This window comes from Variovorax sp. UMC13 (assembly GCF_014170375.1).
Classification (GTDB): domain Bacteria; phylum Pseudomonadota; class Gammaproteobacteria; order Burkholderiales; family Burkholderiaceae_C; genus Variovorax.
Genome location: NZ_LZZW01000015.1, coordinates 131,536 through 146,304, shown reverse-complemented (window position 1 = coordinate 146,304; position 14,769 = coordinate 131,536). Strand labels below are relative to the sequence as shown.

The window sequence follows — 14,769 nt, the reverse complement described above, 5'->3', positions numbered from 1 at the left end:
GCCGCACGCCGCGCCTGACTTTCACCCATGCAAGCCGGGGCGCTCGCACCTGCCGAGGGCCGCCATCGATCGGCAGCGACGTTCCCCTTCGCAGGGCAACTCAGCCCCTGACGTCGCACAAGCCTGTCGAGCTGCGATCGTCGGACTCCGGCGGCCGGGGATGCGCCTTGAAGAATTGCAGCATCCTCGCGCTCGCATCGGGTCCTCGTTCGTCGGCGAACGACCCCTCGCCCGAACCACCCGACCAGGCATGCCGGGCGCCGTGAACATTCCAGTGCTCGGCGATCACTGTGCCGTCTTGCGTCTTGTATCGGGTACGCGTGCTCTCACGACCGCCTTCCTCGATGCGCTGATGGTCGATCACGACATCGTTCCCGGCGCACGCAGCCATCAAGCGCGCGACATTGCTCGGATGGACGGTGTCATCCGCGTCGCCGTGGAAGACGATGGTCGCCACGCCGGTTGGCGTGTCGCAGGACGCGTTGCCCACGCCTCGCATCGCCGCCAGCGCGGTGCTGGCGTCGATGGCGACTTGCGTTGCGACGCCCGAGTGCACGCCGACTGCGGCGAATATGTCCGGATACGCCTCGCCCAGTACCGCGGCCATGGCCCCTCCGGCCGAAAGGCCCGCGACGTACACGCGTCTGCGGTCGATGCGGTGCGCGCCGATGACCGCGAGCGTCATCGCAGCCAGCATGGCCGGCTCACCCCGGCCCCGCTGCTGGTGCGAAGGCTGGAACCAGTTCCAGCAGAGGTGGGCATTCGCGCGCGCCGATTGCGCCGGATACAGCACCGCAAAACCGGCGTCGGCCGCAGCCTCGTTCATGGCGGTGGCTGCTGCGAAGTCCTCGCCGGTCTGCGAGCACCCGTGGAGCATCACGAGCAGTGACAGGGGGTTGCGCGAGGGCGGCGGAAGGAACAGCGCGTACGTGCCCTCCGGGCAGACGCCGCGAGTGAAGCTGCCGCGTGTCGAGCCGGTCGCGTGGGGCGCAGGCGCAGCACCGACAAACCAGCTCGGGGCCATTCCCGAGAGGCCGAGCCAGAAAGTGAAGGGGTTCAAGGATGCTGGCATGGCGTATGTCGGCCGGATGACCGGTGTGCGTGGATGTGCGTTGAGGTGCTTTGCTCGAGCTTGCCAGCCCAGGAAGGCGCACTCGTCGGAGAGCACGCCGAGCACGCAGTGGCGGTTGACTACTGCCGTGTCGCGCTCGCCCGGGCGCACATCGAGGCTGCGTTCGAGCCCCCGCGCGACGGGCTGCCCGAACAGCGCCGCGCAGTCGAAGCGATGCGGCAGCTTGGTACGCGGGGGAGGGCCGCGGGTTCGCCAGCGGCGCGGTGCCCGTGGCCGATCAGCCTGGCTTGCCTTGGCTGCAGCTCTCGGCTGTGAGGCGGTCCATCCTCAGCCCGGACGGTCAGCGTTCAGCATGAGCCTCGTCGTCGTGATGCACGCACCTGAAGGTCAGCGCATGGCCCATCGTGGAGGTCCAGCTTCGCTACTGCTTCTCCGAACCCAGCGCCATGGCCAGCGCTTCCAGTTCCACTGGTTTGGTCAGATGCTGATCAAATCCGGCGGCCAACACCCGTGCCTTGTCTTCAGGCTGGCCCCAGCCTGTCAATGCAACGAGCTTCGCGAGCTTTCCGGCGTCAGACTGCCTGATGCGTCGTGCTACCTCATACCCGTCGATTTCGGGCATCCCGATGTCCAGCAGCACCAGGCCGGGAGAATGCCTGTTGAAGACGTCGAGCGCCGCAAAGCCGTCGTAGGCCACGTCCACCGAGTACCCCTCGAGTCGGAGGCACGTGACCAGGGTATCTGCCGCATCCTGGTTGTCGTCGACGACCAGGACCCGTGGACGTTCCGAGAAGCGCACCTCCATCGGTTCGCCCGCTTCAGTGAGATCCTGCATGGCTGCTTCGGTGGATGCAAGCGGCAAGCGGACCGTGAACGCACTTCCGCGGTCCTTCCCCTCGCTCCGGGCCGCAATGCTGCCGTGGTGGAGCTCCACCAGTTGCTTGACCAGCGCCAGACCGATCCCCAGGCTTCCGCTCATCTGATGCGACGGGCCCTGGGCATAGAGGTCGAACACCGTCGGCAGCGAGACAGCATCGATTCCCTGCCCCTCGTCCTCGACGACGACGACGGCCTCGTTTTCTTCGCGGTGCATCGTCAGCCTCAGCGTCGAATGGTCCGGGCTGAATTTCACTGCATTGCTCAGAAGATTGGCAAAGACCTGCGTCAACCTGTCCTTGTCGCCATCGACGGCCAGCGTCTCTCCGAGGACCTGCTCGAGCTGAAGCGACTTCGCTTCGATCGAAGGCCACGCGGCTTCGATCGCCGTGGACAGGACGGATCCGAGAAGAAGTCGCTTGGGACGCAGCACGACTTTGCCACGACTGATGCGACTCACCTCCATCAGGTCGTCGATCAGCCGCACGAGGTGGCTCATCTGACGCTCCATGATCGACCGGGTCTTGTTGATCTGCTGGTCATCCGGCATCCGAAGCTTGAGAATCTGCAGCCCGCTGCGGATCGGCGCCAGAGGGTTGCGAAGCTCATGCGACAGCGTCGCCAGGAAGTCGTTTTTTCGCCTGTCGGCCAATTGAAGCTCTTCTTCGGCCTTCTTTCTGCCGCTGATGTCCCACACCAGGCCCGTGACGATCTGCTGATCCGTCGTCGGGTCGCGAGACAAAGCGGCGCGCTCTTCGAGCCATACGGTGCCTCCATCCGGATGCAGCGCGCGGTATTGCAGGTGCCAGGAGGTCTCAGAAGCCACGGCCTGCCGTACCGTCTCCGCCCGTGCAGCACGATCGTCAGGGTGCAGGAAGGCCAGGGCTTGCGTGCCGGTGGCGAACAGCTGTTCTGTGCGATCGAAAAGCTCCAGCCAGGCGCCGCGACTGGTCAGGACGTCGCTCTGGACGTTCCACTCCCACGCGATCATGCGTCCCGCTGACAGTGCATCCGTCAGGCGTCGGTGGGAGCGTCGTTCCGCCTCCTCGGCACGTTGACGCAACCGAACATTGTCTGTCACGTCTGTGCCATGGCCCAGGACGCGGGTGCAGTGGCCGTCCGCATCAATCAGCGGCGTATAGATCAGGTCGATCAGGCGCTCTTCCGGCTCGCCGTCACGGGTGCGCGCAAGCATGACGGGGACTTCATGGCCATGGAAAGGCTGATGAGTTTCCATGACGCCAGCGATCAGCGCCGGAAAATTTCCGGCAGCTTCGGGCATGGCTTCAAATGCAGGGCGTCCTATCAGGTCGCGTCGACCGACCAGCCGGTAGTAGGCCTCGTTGGCGTACTCGAAAATGAAGCTGGGTCCGCGCAGCACGTGAAGGAACGAGGGCGATGCCTCGAACACTTTGCGCAGCATCGATTCCTCGGACGAGGGTTCTGGTTCATTCATGGCATCAGCAGTTCGTTCATCCGTCACAAATGTCCTGGTCTTTGTCGTGATCGCCTGCAGGCGAACATGCCGAGATGCGTTTTTCGCCCATGTGCCGAAGCGCTGGCCGTTGCGACGCATGGCGCCGTGATCGGCCGGACGATGCGAAAGCCCGGCGGCGAGCGAATCCGCCGCGGCTGGGCGCACGACGTTGTGAGGCCCTCGATTCGCGGTGGCCAGAACAGCCTGGCGCGGCGCGCATGCTGGAGGTCAGCGTGGCGGATGTGTCCTGGGGCCGGGCATCTGCGTGCCGCAGGCGCAGTCTGGAAGGTTACGCGGCCCCGTTGACGCTCAATGGGCCGGCGTCTTCCCACTCACTGCCTGGCTTGCGCCGGTAGACGTCGTAGCCGCCCTCGGGGCGGGCGATCTTGATGATCTGCTCATGATCATCCGAAATCGCAATCTCGGGCTTGGGCTCAGGAAGGTCGTCGTAGCTGCCGCTGAGGCAATCGGCAAAGTACTGGTTGAGCTGGTTCGGGGTATGTTGCATTCCCCGATTGTCTGTCTCTTCAGTTCAGGGGTGCCAGGGCCCAACGCGCGGCGGCAGCGCCGGTCCCGGGCTGGAGTTGCGCACCGTTTAGGGTCAAGCCGGCGCTCGCGACGGCGTGTCGCGCGGTCTCGTGTTTGCCTGAACGCTCCGCGAGAACGCCTCAGGCCGGCAGGCTCGGCGAGGCCTGCGCTGTCTTGAGCCACGACGTCGGAGCCTTGAGCGCCTCACGTTCGGTTGCCGGCGTGTCCGCCGCGCCGGGGGCGATGCTCTATTGCCGCGCCGCCGCGAGTCGGCGACGCGGGCAGTCATTGCCGACGCAGTGCCTGCCGGAGGCCAAGGTGTGCATCGGACGAGGTCCTTGCTCCCACTTCATCCCTTCTGAGCCTCCTTAGGGCACACAGGCAGTCGCTGGCCGGCGCAAAGCGAGGTGACGGAAGCTCATTCTTCTTCTCGGACGCTACCTTCGCAGCGCTTTCTCTTCCTGTCGTGACGATCGCCGCAGCGCCATGCGCGCATTCGCAGACGGCACATCCGATCATCGGAGGCTGCGAACGGCACCCAAAGGTCGGGGCTGGAGCGTCGATCGCGTGGAGCGCGACCTGTGCAGGGAGACGACGCCGCAGGTGCGCCCCTTGACTGGTCGTCCGGCTACCCAGCGTGCCCCCGAGATCGGAGCAGGCCAGGCGGTCACGGCACGGGCGCGGGGCGGCAAGGCGTCGATCCTCTCGGTGCGAAGGCGCGCGCAGCCGCGGCACAGCGCTACGATCGTCACCCCTTGCCAACCGCACGCTCGCATGTCAAATTTTCTCCCCAGGCGCTGGATACTTCGCAAGATCGGCGCCGTACCCGCAGCGGAGCTCGCTGCGAAAAAAGAGGAGCTCAAGCAGTCACAGCAGGACCTGGCGGCGGCATTGACCCGTACGCGCAGCCTCGAGAGCCAGCTTCACACGCTGTCCCAGGAGCTGGATGCTGCCAAGGCTGCGAAGGCCACCGCCGACCAGTTGTTCGAGATATGCGAGTGGATCGATCCATACCATGTCGAGTTCCTTTCCTTGCGGAATGACTTCAGGGAGTTGGTGAGGAACACGGTCTTGGCATGGCGTCAATTCGCAACCGGGCTCAGGCTCGGCGTGCTCGGCCAGTTCAAAGGGGGCATCAATCCGGCGGGCCTCTATTGGGCACTGACGCACGCATCCTTGAGCGGGAAAAAATCGATCCTGCAGCTCGACAAAGAGGACGTCATGACCTCTGACTTCGTGGTCGAGCTGCAAAGGCAGCTTGACTGCGCGAAGAAGCTCCTGGGGTCAGTCCTCGATGTCTACGCCGGCGAGATTCACAAGAAGCTCAAGCCTGCTCTCAAGGAGATCTCGGTTGGCGCCGATCTCTTGCTGTTGGTCTCCGGTGACGGGCTCGTTCCCAAGGGCGGCTTGAGACTCCTGTGGCTGCAGTTCAAGCAAGCCACCGACGTGAAGAAGCCCATGGACCTCAACGTCTACCGGACGCCCAACGCCGCTGGAGGAACGCAACTCGGGGCCCTGCGCGTCGCCCATCGACCGAAGCTCGGTTCCTTTGGCCTCTACGCCCTTGCTGCGATGGACTATGACTTCTTCGCATCGATCCCCGTGGCGGACCTCGCATCGGTTGATCCAGTGCGAGGCAGCACCTGCCATGTCGATCTGGCGGAGGACGGGACACGTTTGCAGGAGCTTGTCCTGCTGTTGAGCAGTGACCCCACCCATGGCCACTTCGATAACAGCGCGGCAGTGCTGAAGTTTGTCGATGACCTTGCGTCACAGAATGCGATCGTCCCGCTGGCGATTCTGAGCGTCTCGTCCGGGGAGGAGCTGGTATCCGCAAGCGATATCGCGCGTCAGATCAAGGCGGGGTGGGATCGTCGACTCGAAGCCCATATCGCTTCGCTCACCCGGGCCCAGAAGCAGTCGCTTCAACTCGACGACGACGGCCCTTCCTTGAGCATTTGAGCGCGGCGCGGTCGCCCGAAGCGAGCTGGCTTGGTCGGTGTGCCGGCAAGCTCGCGTTCGAAGAAACCGGATCCCGCGGACCGCGGAGGACGTCGACGTCGCACAAGCATCTCGGATGTCCATCGGAGTCCGACGTGTCCGTCTCGCGCCTGTGCGCGTCAGGCGCTGCTGTTCAAGCGGTCGGACCGATGGCATGCGCTGGGTGCGGTCTTGTGAGCGACATGCCTGTTTCCTGCTGAGCCGCGAAGTCGATCAGCGCCGGGTGGGCCTGGACTGGCGCTTCTTCCATTAGCCAGCGTCCGCAGCGTCTTGCCAGCTCGGCGCACTTGACCGCGTCTTGCTCGAAGGCGGCATCGGACACCGATCGATACGCGACGCACGCATGGCGCACCGACGCGCTTCCACTGCCCCGTCGGACGGCATTGCAATGGCTGGGCAGGCCGTGAACAACCCTCGAGCGAGGTGCCGTTCGGCTAGCATCCCGGGCTGCAGCAACCAGGCGCCATGCCCCAGCCGACTTTGAGGAAAGTACATCGATGACAGATTTCTTCGACAGCTTGCCCAAGGGTGACCCGCGGCATCCCGCGACCGTTCCGGACGAGACCGCGTGGCCTGCCTCGGAGGAGGGCCGGGCCGTGCTCCGGGATTACTTCGATGCCTCTGCATCTTTCCACGAAGACGTATTCCATCTGCTTTCGCGCTCCGCGGTTCTCGAACAAAGCGAACGCTTTGCATACCATCCCCTCGTTCAGCACCTGGGGGGATACATCCTGGACGATGCCGATACAAGCGACCACCACGTGCTTGCGACCGGTTCGCCTCTCATCGGAAATGTGGTCTTCCTCTCGCATGACGGAGAGACGCGCGCCGTGTTCGAGTCGGGAGCAGCCTTCCTGGCTGCGGTCCGCGAAGCGCACGACAAGGGCATCGAGGTGACCGATCTGCATCCGGACCAGTCGCCGATCGCGAAGGACCAGGGCGCATTGAGCGCCTTTGTTCGCAGCCTCCTTGCCTCGGCGCGGGGCGACGTGGTGGTATCCCTCGTTCCGTCGCTGAACCTCGAGGACATCGGTCTGCTGCAACGGCTTGCAGAAGACGAAGACTTCTTTCTCGGCGAGGCCGTCGCCAACGTAATCGAGAAGCGCCCGGCGGTGGCACTGCTGCCCGTCGCCGAGCTCTGTGCAGCCCACATTCATCCCCAGGTCACTCGGGCAGGTCATCGTGCGGTCAAGCGGATTCACCTTCTGGGCAGCAGCGCGGTCCCGAGATAACTCGATGGGAGGCCGAGCAAGACGATCGGTTTCCAGGGGCGCCTGCCGAGATGTTCAGCGAACCTGCGTGCCCTTGATGCGGGTGCTGGCCGTCCGCGAGCGCGTCCATCGGATCGCGTCCGGCGCTCCGGATCGCTGACAGCCGCACTCTGCAGACGCCGAGCAGCCGGCCGTTGTGCTACGGGCAGCACCCTTGCTGACGGGCCGCTGGCTCGGCCGCGCGCGACTTTGTACGATCGAAGCTGTCTAGAGTCATGCCGGTGCCAGGTGTCTGTGCAGTGCTGCAGCAGACGCAGGCATATGCCGTACGGCCTGTTGCCCGGGGAGGCATTGGTTGCTTCAAATAGCACGTACTTCTTACTTTTGCCGAGGTAACCATGCCGATGGAACTGCTTCACAGCTTGAAAGGCAAGCCGCTGCCCGTCGAGTTGACGGACGCCGACGACATCGAGAAACTGCGCGTGCTTCACGACGCCGGCCACGTCGATGCCGACATCCCCCCCTGGACGATCAATTTGCAAAAGCCGGCGGTGGTTTTGCAGATCACTCCCCTTGGCCTGCGGGCGATGCAGTACCTGCGCATGAGCGCCTGACGCTGTCATGAGGGCAACCGGGACCGGCCTTGGACAACGCCCCGGAAAAGGTCGCGCCCGGCGCGCAAGGTGACTGCCGCGCAGCGACCATCGATCTGATACGGTCTTTTGGAGTGCAACTGCGCATGTCCTGGGTGCAGGCTGCAGGACAAACTGTCGAAATGCCTGAGGAACGAGCCCTTCAAAGTGCCCCGCATCACGATGCCGGGCTGACGTCAGTGCCGGCCCGCCTTGTCCCGACAGACCTGCAGACCACGGTGCAGGAGGTATTGGACCGGCTGGGCCCGTCGATTTTCGCCGGGCTGCTCGACACCGACGGGGTGCTGCGCTATGCCAACCAGGCGGCATTGCGGGCCATCGGCAGCGCGCCGGAGCAGGTGCTCGGCCAGCGTTTCGACACCACCCCCTGGTGGCAAGCCTGCGAGATCTCGCGGCGGCGACTCCAGCAGGCCCTGGCCGCAGCGCTGCGCGGCGAGGTCTCGCGCTTCGACGTGCGAGTGGCCACGAGCGGCGGCGTCGCCCTGTCGATGGACTTCTCGCTGCTGCCGCTCTACGACCTGGAAGGGCGGGTGGTCTGGCTGATCCCGTCTGCGCGCGACGTGAGCGAACGTGAGCAGGCGCAGCACCAGTTGCAACTCACGCGCCACGCCGTCGAACAGGCCCACGATGCGCTGCTGCAGGTCGGGCCCGACGGTGCCTACAGGGATGCCAACGCGGCGGCGTGCCGACTGCTGGGCCTGGACCGCGAGCAATTGCTGCGACTGCGCGTGCCCGACATCGACACGCAGGTCGATGCAGTGCAGTGGCCGCGGCACTGGCGCGAACTGTGCGACCGAGGTTCGCTGCGTTTCGAGACCAACGTCCGCCACCTGGCGGGTCACGAGATTCCGGTGAGCGTCTCCGTGAGCCTGGTCACCAGCGACGGGGTCTCCTTCGCCCATGTCTGCATCACCGACCTGCGGGAACGCCGCGCCGCCGAGCGCCGCATCCTGCAACTGCTGCAGTTCGACGAACTGACCGGGCTGCCGAACCGGCAACTGCTCCTGGAGCGTCTGAGCGCGACCTTGCAGGGCGGCACGCAGACCGCGGTGTTGGTCCTAGTGCTCGACCGTTTCAAGCGTATCAACGACGGCCTCGGCCCACACATCGGCGACGCAGTGTTACGTGAAGTGGCTCAGCGAATCGTCGCCACCGTGCGCAGTGTCGATCTGGTGGCGCGCCGCAGCGAAGACGAGTTCGTGATCGTGATGCCGGCCCCTTCGGTACCGTCGCTGCAAACGGCGCAAGCACTGCTCGACGGCATCGCCCAGACGATGCGAATCGAGGAGCACGAGGTCTATGTCACCTGCAGCATCGGCATCGCCTCGGCACCCGCCGACGGCGACCAGGCAGACACCTTGCTGCGCCGCGCCAACGCCGCGCTGCACCAGGCCAAGCACCTGGGCCGCAACCAGGCCAGCGTCTACGCCGGTACGCCGCACGACGACGACCCCGAACGCCTGGCGCTGGAGACAGCGTTGCGCAAGGCGCTGCGCGATGAGCAGTTCGATCTGCACTACCAGCCGCAAGTGGATCTTGCGCACGGCGGCATTGTTGGCGTCGAGGCGTTGCTGCGCTGGCAGCACCCGACGATGGGCCGCATGGCGCCGGACCGCTTCGTTCCCGTCGCCGAAGAGAGCGGTCTGATCGTTGCCATCGGCGACTGGGTGCTGCGCCGCGCCATCGAGCAGGCCGCGGCTTGGCAGGACGCCGGGCTGCCCCCGGTGCGCATGTCGGTCAACCTCTCGGCGCGCCAGTTGATGCAGCCGGACCTGGCACAGCGCATCGAACTCCTGCTCGCCTCGGCTGGCCTCGACGCGCGGCTGTTCGGCGTCGAGGTCACCGAGAGCATGCTGATCGGCAACCTCGAGCAGGCGGTGGAGCACCTGCGAGCGCTGCGCGCGCTCGGCGTAGAAGTCTCGCTCGATGATTTCGGCACCGGCTACTCGAGCCTGAGCTACTTGCGCCGTCTGCCGGTGGACGTCGTCAAGATCGACCGCTCGCTGGTGCCCGACGTCACCGCGCCGGCGGAGGACGTGTCGATCACCCGCGCCATCATCACGATGGCGCACCAATTGAAGGCCAAGGTGCTCGCCGAAGGCGTCGAAAGCGAGGGGCAGGCGGCTCTCCTGGCGGCCAGCCACTGCGACCAGATGCAAGGCTACTGGTTCAGCGCGGCATTGCCTGCAGCGGGGGTCGAAACGATGCTGCGCGACGGTCGCCAGATCGATCCAGCGCTCCTTTACCCGCGCTAGCGGCAGCTCATCCTGCCGCCGTCAAGACGAAAAGAGCGTCGTCGCCAGGATGCATCGACGGTGCGCAGCCATGGATGGTTGTGCTCCGCAGCTTTGCTGCGGCGGACCATGCGTCTGGAGGCCGCCCGGGCAATTCAGATCATCCGGTGCCAGTCGTCCGTGGTTGCCCATGCCCTGAAAAGCGGCGCCGCTGTGGCGGGGTCTGTCTTGTACAGGTCCAGCTCGATTCCAGGGGAGAAGCTGCGGAAGATCCATTTCGTCGAGTCGGTCCACTCCAGCATGGCCATGGACCAGTCGCTGAACATCCTCCAGGTGCGCCCGTTCGCGAGCGTGGTTCTACCCGTTGTCAGCTGAAGATCGTTCGCAGAGGCCCCGGCCACGGCGGTCGGACCGGCAACCGGGCCGGCCGTCTGGCGCGCAGGATCGACCTCACCTCAGTCGTGACTGCGCCGTCTCGCTCGGGAAGGGCAGGGTAGAGGCCCGGCGGCCCTGCGCCGAACGGGGTGGGCCAAGAACCATCCGACTCGCCACAGGATCGCCCGTGTCGGCTGACCAGCGTCAGCAGGTACGATCGGGCGAAATGGGCAGCACCCTCTGGTGCGCCGGCACTGAGCACGAAAAAGCCCGCGCGGGCGGGCTGATCTTCTGCATCAGCGCGGCGGCTACGCCGCAGCCATCATCTCTTCCATCAACTGTTCCTTGCGTGCCATCAGCTGGTCGCGCATTGCCACGAGATCGAGCTGACGCGCGGCCCGCGCCTTGACGAAGATCTCGTTGCGCTCTTCCTTCACGTGGTGGTCGATGTACTCGCCGAGCACGATGACCTTCGCGCACCACCTGTGATCATTCTCGTCGCCATCCTGGATCTGCGCGATCAAGTCCTTTGCGCTGGCATGCTCGACCTCGGCTTCGTCCAGTAGGTCTTCCGCCTTGATCGCGGCCCGCAGTGCCGGGTAGAAGATCTCCTCTTCGATCTGCGCGTGCACGGTCAGCTCCAGGCAGATCTGGTCGGCCAGTTCACGTCGCTTTTGCGGTGCGCTCTTGGCCTTCGATTGCGCCAGCGGCTCGAACTCCTTGAACAGCTTCTTCACGTTTCTATGATCCGCGTCGAGCAGGCTGCAGGCGTCGGAAGGGGTTCGGGCGGCAGTCATTATTGAGCTCCTTTTGGGTGTGTGGGAAGGGAAGAGTTGCGCGGGGCGCTCTGCGGCACCGTAGGAATTGATCGATTTCCACACGAGGTAAAAAGCGCACGCAACGTGGTCGTCGGGCTGGAGGCGCATGACTCTTCGAGTTCAAACACGTGATCCATGCACGATGTTGGGCGTCGACCGGATGCGGGGCTTCAGGGCGGCGCAAGCCAACGTCGTTCCAGGCCATGTCGCACTGCAGCGTTGGGGCCGTAGGCGGCACTGCCGACCTCCGCTTAGCATTGAACTGCAGACGGCATGCTCGCCAGACCCACGTCGCGCGTAGGCGTCTCTGCATCAGGCCACGCCTGCGCCCCCCCAACTAAGAAGCTGAGCCAAGATGGTAGGAGGCGGTCAGAGACGCTTCTCGCCTGTCGAGCGATGCGCGCACCGCCTCGATGGGTATGCCAACGCGCTTCGCGCGGCACCGATGGCCAACGGTTCATCGGCCTCGCAGCCCCCGGCGACCTTGCGACGCGCACCGGCGGCGTGGGCCGTGGTGCAACGCTGGCACCGCCCCGGAATCGACTACGGCGAGATTCGTCGACTTTCTCTGGAACGCGGCACGACGCGCTCGAACAGCGCCTGCAGTTCCCGAAGAGAGTAGGGCTTGTGCAGGAGTTCGAACTCCCGGCTGCGATCGTCCGCCAGGACATGGCTGTAGCCGCTGGTCAGCGCAACCGGCAGGTCCGGCCATCTCAGGCGAATCTCCTTGGCAAGCTCGAAGCCGTTCTTCCCCGGCATCACCACATCGGTGAAGACCAGGTCGAAGTCGTCGTGTTGGTCCTGCAGGAGGCTGAGCGCTGCGTCCGCATTGGCCACCCGAACTGCCGAATGCCCCATTTCCGTCAGAAGACCGAGCCCGAATTCGCCGATCTCGTTGTTGTCCTCGACCATCAGGATCGACAGCGGGCGGTTCGGCTCGGGGCGGGTCGCCACCGCCTCGGGATCGGCGACGAGGGGCTGACCTGTGGCGCGGCGAAGGTAGAGGGTGAAGCAGGTTCCCTCGCCTGCGCGGCTGCTCACGTCGATTTCGCCGCCGGATTGCTTGGCGAAGCCGTAAGCCTGGCTGAGTCCCAGGCCGGTTCCCTTGTTGACCGGCTTGGTGGTGAAGAAGGGCTCGAAGATGCGCTCGATCGCTCCCGGGTCGATGCCCGAGCCCGAGTCCTCCAGCGAAATCGCCACGAACTGGCCGGGGGCGGCTGCATGCGCGCGCACGGACGGCACGTTGTCGGCGTCACGGGCAGAGATCCTCAGGCGGCCGCCCTGCGGCATGGCGTCCCGTGCATTGATGACCATGTTGAGGATTGCCGTGTCGAACTGGCCGGCGTCCGCCTCCACCGGTCCCAGGCTGTCGGGAAACTGCATCTCCAGGCGGACTGTCGCGCCCAGCAGCGTCTCGATCATCTGCGTCATGGCAGTGATTCGCGCGTCGGGGCGAAAGACCTCGGGGCGCAACGGCTGCTGCCGCGCAAACGCCAGCAGCTGGCGCGTCAGCAGCGCGGCGCGGTCGGCCGTGTCGGCGATGGCTTGGACGTAGCGTGCACGCCGTACCTCGTCATGCCCGGTCCTTCGAAGCAGTTCCGCGGACGAGCGGATGATCGTCAGCAGATTGTTGAAGTCGTGCGCCACACCGCCGGTCAGGCGGCCGATGGCCTCGAGCTTCTGGGCGTGCGCGAGCGCGTCCCGTGCGCGATCCATGTCGTCCTGGGCGCGCTTTCGCTCCGTGATGTCACGCGTGATCTTCGCGAAGCCGATGTGCTGACCCTGTTCGTCGTAGAGCGGGTCGATGACCACGCTCGCCCAGAACCGCGATCCGTCCTTCCTCAGGCGCCAGGCTTCGCTCTCGTACTTCCTCTGGCTCAGCGCGACCTGGAGTGCGCGGGCGGGTTCACCTCGCTGGCGGTCCTCCGGCGTGTAGAAGCGCGAGAAATGCTGACCGAGGATCTCGTGCGCGGCGTAGCCCTTGATCAGCTGGGCGCCCGCGTTCCAGTTGCTCACGCGCCCCACGGGATCGAGCATGTAGATCGCGTAGTCGCGCACGCCCTGGACCAGAAGGCGGAACCTCTCCTCGCTCGCGATCAGCGCCCGCTCGGAATGCAGCATCTCCGACATGTCGCGCGTGACCTTGGCGAAGCCGATCACCCTGCCGTCGAGCTCGAGCACCGGCTCGATGTGAACGCTCGTCCAGAAACGGGTTTCGTCCTTCCTGACCCGCCAGCCCTGGGCCTCGAACTTCCCCTGGGCGCGCGCAGTCGCCAGCGCCCGTGCAGGAAGGCCGGCGTCGATGTCCTCGGGTGTGTAGAAACGGCTGAAATGCTGGCCCATGATCTCCTCGGCCGTGTAGCCCTTGAGCCGCTGGGCGCCGGTGTTCCAGCTGCTGACGTGGCCTTTTTCGTCGAGCAGATAGATCGCGTAGTCCTTGATGGCGTCGACCAGGACCTGGAAACGGTGGTCCCCGGCCAGGGGGCCGGGGTCGTCCCCGTCGGAGGAGTGGGGTGCAGCGTCGGTGGACATTCTCGGGACATCCTTCGCAAGATCCGCGTCGAGGTGACGGCGTTCGGCGCAACGCGCCATACGACATTTCATTATGGTTCAAGGCATTGGGCCTGCGCGTCGGTCAAGGGCCCCCGCCGGGCATGCGCCGAACCGCACCGGTCGGAACGGCCGCCGGGGTCTACGGGACACCTCCTCCTCGAAGACCCCGTCGCGTCAGCGCACGGGGTCGGCCGGGCGCGGGGGGCGCCTGCACTCCGGCACAGCGGTACATCAGCAAACCAGCTCCGCTGCCCCAGCCGTCCGCGGATGTATCACTAAGAACGCGTGACGCCCATGGCGTCGTCGTGCCGCTGCGGCAGTTCGCGAGAGCCGCGACGCAGACAAGCGCCAGTTGCCGCTGCGGCGCAGCGACAGCGCAGAACCATCCGCTCGGGAGCTCGCGGCCCGGGCGGTCTGCCTGGTGGCGCATGCGAGTGATGCAGCGAGCATGCACGGCTGGAGACGACCCGGCTGGCCCGTGCGATGTCCGAGGCCGTGGCCCTGGTGGAGGCACCGCATCCACCGACGCATGAACCCAGGCTTGCGAGTTTTATCTACTGCCCGAACTGCACGACGGAGCTACAGCGCTATCGCGCGGACGAGGACGCGGTCTGCGTGATCTGCAGCTTGCGGCTGGCATTGCCGGACGCAGCGGAACTGGCCGATTTCCGGGCGCGCCATGCCAACCCGGCCGCAGACCCCTGAAGCAGTCGGGCATGCCGTGCGAAGGCCGTGACGGCGAGACAGGGCCGAGACAGGACCCGTTCTGTGCTTTGTGACGAGGCCAACAAGACCAGGGCCGCCGTGCGAGCAGTCCGCCTGGGGCGGCATGCGTGATGCCGCGCCGGCCGGCACACCGTGGTTCAGAAGAGGGCTGTGGGTGGACCATGCACACGGATTGCTCCACGCGCAGGCCGGAACCTGTCCCTTGGCGACGAGGATTGCCGCAGCGCTACCCGCCGAAGAACCAC

Annotated in this window: 11 protein-coding genes; 5 read left to right on the top strand and 6 right to left on the bottom strand. The window is 65.5% G+C overall.

The genetic code is table 11. The features are described 5' to 3' along the window. Window positions 1-100: 100 nt before the first annotated feature. The 3 genes from A9977_RS12790 to A9977_RS12780 all read right to left on the bottom strand — a co-directional run bounded on the left by A9977_RS12790 (window position 101) and on the right by A9977_RS12780 (window position 3,933). A complete protein-coding gene (locus A9977_RS12790) occupies window positions 101-1,072 on the bottom strand; it encodes a PHB depolymerase family esterase (RefSeq protein WP_183025215.1) in 972 nt (323 codons plus the stop codon). Between the two features lie 421 nt (window positions 1,073-1,493). Further along, entirely contained in the window at window positions 1,494-3,590 is a 2,097-nt protein-coding gene (locus A9977_RS12785) for a response regulator (RefSeq protein WP_183025214.1), read from the bottom strand. Between the two features lie 124 nt (window positions 3,591-3,714). Continuing rightward, window positions 3,715-3,933, bottom strand: coding sequence for a hypothetical protein (locus tag A9977_RS12780; protein WP_183025213.1), 219 nt, complete (start codon window positions 3,931-3,933; stop codon window positions 3,715-3,717). A gap of 587 nt (window positions 3,934-4,520) precedes the next feature. Here A9977_RS12780 and A9977_RS12775 point away from each other — a divergent pair. From A9977_RS12775 to A9977_RS12760, 4 genes are all read left to right on the top strand, one after another. After that, window positions 4,521-5,915 carry a hypothetical protein gene (locus A9977_RS12775; RefSeq protein ID WP_183025212.1) on the top strand — a complete coding sequence of 465 codons (1,395 nt, stop codon included), beginning with the start codon at window positions 4,521-4,523 and terminating at the stop codon, window positions 5,913-5,915. Window positions 5,916-6,451: 536 nt separating this feature from the next. Then, window positions 6,452-7,186, top strand: a complete 735-nt coding sequence (locus tag A9977_RS12770; RefSeq protein WP_183025211.1) for a hypothetical protein — start codon at window positions 6,452-6,454, stop codon at window positions 7,184-7,186. A gap of 377 nt (window positions 7,187-7,563) precedes the next feature. Continuing rightward, window positions 7,564-7,779 (top strand): hypothetical protein, encoded by a 216-nt coding sequence (locus A9977_RS12765; protein WP_220811731.1) that lies wholly within the window; start codon window positions 7,564-7,566, stop codon window positions 7,777-7,779. 29 nt (window positions 7,780-7,808) lie between these two features. Next, on the top strand, window positions 7,809-10,073 hold the full coding sequence (locus A9977_RS12760; protein ID WP_183025209.1) for a bifunctional diguanylate cyclase/phosphodiesterase: 2,265 nt from the start codon (window positions 7,809-7,811) through the stop codon (window positions 10,071-10,073). A 134-nt stretch (window positions 10,074-10,207) separates the two neighbouring features. Here the strand turns inward: A9977_RS12760 and A9977_RS12755 are convergent, their stop codons facing one another. From A9977_RS12755 to A9977_RS12745, 3 genes are all read right to left on the bottom strand, one after another. Next, the gene (locus tag A9977_RS12755) at window positions 10,208-10,360 is read right to left on the bottom strand and encodes a hypothetical protein (protein ID WP_183025208.1); all 153 of its coding nucleotides are present in this window, start codon (window positions 10,358-10,360) and stop codon (window positions 10,208-10,210) included. A 375-nt stretch (window positions 10,361-10,735) separates the two neighbouring features. Further along, on the bottom strand, window positions 10,736-11,224 hold the full coding sequence (locus A9977_RS12750; RefSeq protein ID WP_183025207.1) for a hemerythrin domain-containing protein: 489 nt from the start codon (window positions 11,222-11,224) through the stop codon (window positions 10,736-10,738). Window positions 11,225-11,788: 564 nt separating this feature from the next. Continuing rightward, window positions 11,789-13,777 (bottom strand): PAS domain-containing sensor histidine kinase, encoded by a 1,989-nt coding sequence (locus A9977_RS12745; protein WP_183025206.1) that lies wholly within the window; start codon window positions 13,775-13,777, stop codon window positions 11,789-11,791. A 504-nt stretch (window positions 13,778-14,281) separates the two neighbouring features. Between A9977_RS12745 and A9977_RS12740 the strand changes: the two genes are divergently transcribed. Continuing rightward, a complete protein-coding gene (locus tag A9977_RS12740) occupies window positions 14,282-14,503 on the top strand; it encodes a hypothetical protein (protein WP_183025205.1) in 222 nt (73 codons plus the stop codon). The last annotated feature ends 266 nt before the right edge of the window (window positions 14,504-14,769 follow it).

Coding starts and splice junctions, on each gene's coding strand:
- A9977_RS12750 (WP_183025207.1), bottom strand. CDS start 11,224: ATGACTGCCGCCCGAACCCCTTCCGACGCCTGCAGCCTGCTCGACGCG.
- A9977_RS12770 (WP_183025211.1), top strand. CDS start 6,452: ATGACAGATTTCTTCGACAGCTTGCCCAAGGGTGACCCGCGGCATCCC.
- A9977_RS12740 (WP_183025205.1), top strand. CDS start 14,282: ATGTCCGAGGCCGTGGCCCTGGTGGAGGCACCGCATCCACCGACGCAT.
- A9977_RS12790 (WP_183025215.1), bottom strand. CDS start 1,072: ATGCCAGCATCCTTGAACCCCTTCACTTTCTGGCTCGGCCTCTCGGGA.
- A9977_RS12780 (WP_183025213.1), bottom strand. CDS start 3,933: ATGCAACATACCCCGAACCAGCTCAACCAGTACTTTGCCGATTGCCTC.
- A9977_RS12765 (WP_220811731.1), top strand. CDS start 7,564: ATGCCGATGGAACTGCTTCACAGCTTGAAAGGCAAGCCGCTGCCCGTC.
- A9977_RS12745 (WP_183025206.1), bottom strand. CDS start 13,777: ATGTCCACCGACGCTGCACCCCACTCCTCCGACGGGGACGACCCCGGC.
- A9977_RS12755 (WP_183025208.1), bottom strand. CDS start 10,360: ATGGCCATGCTGGAGTGGACCGACTCGACGAAATGGATCTTCCGCAGC.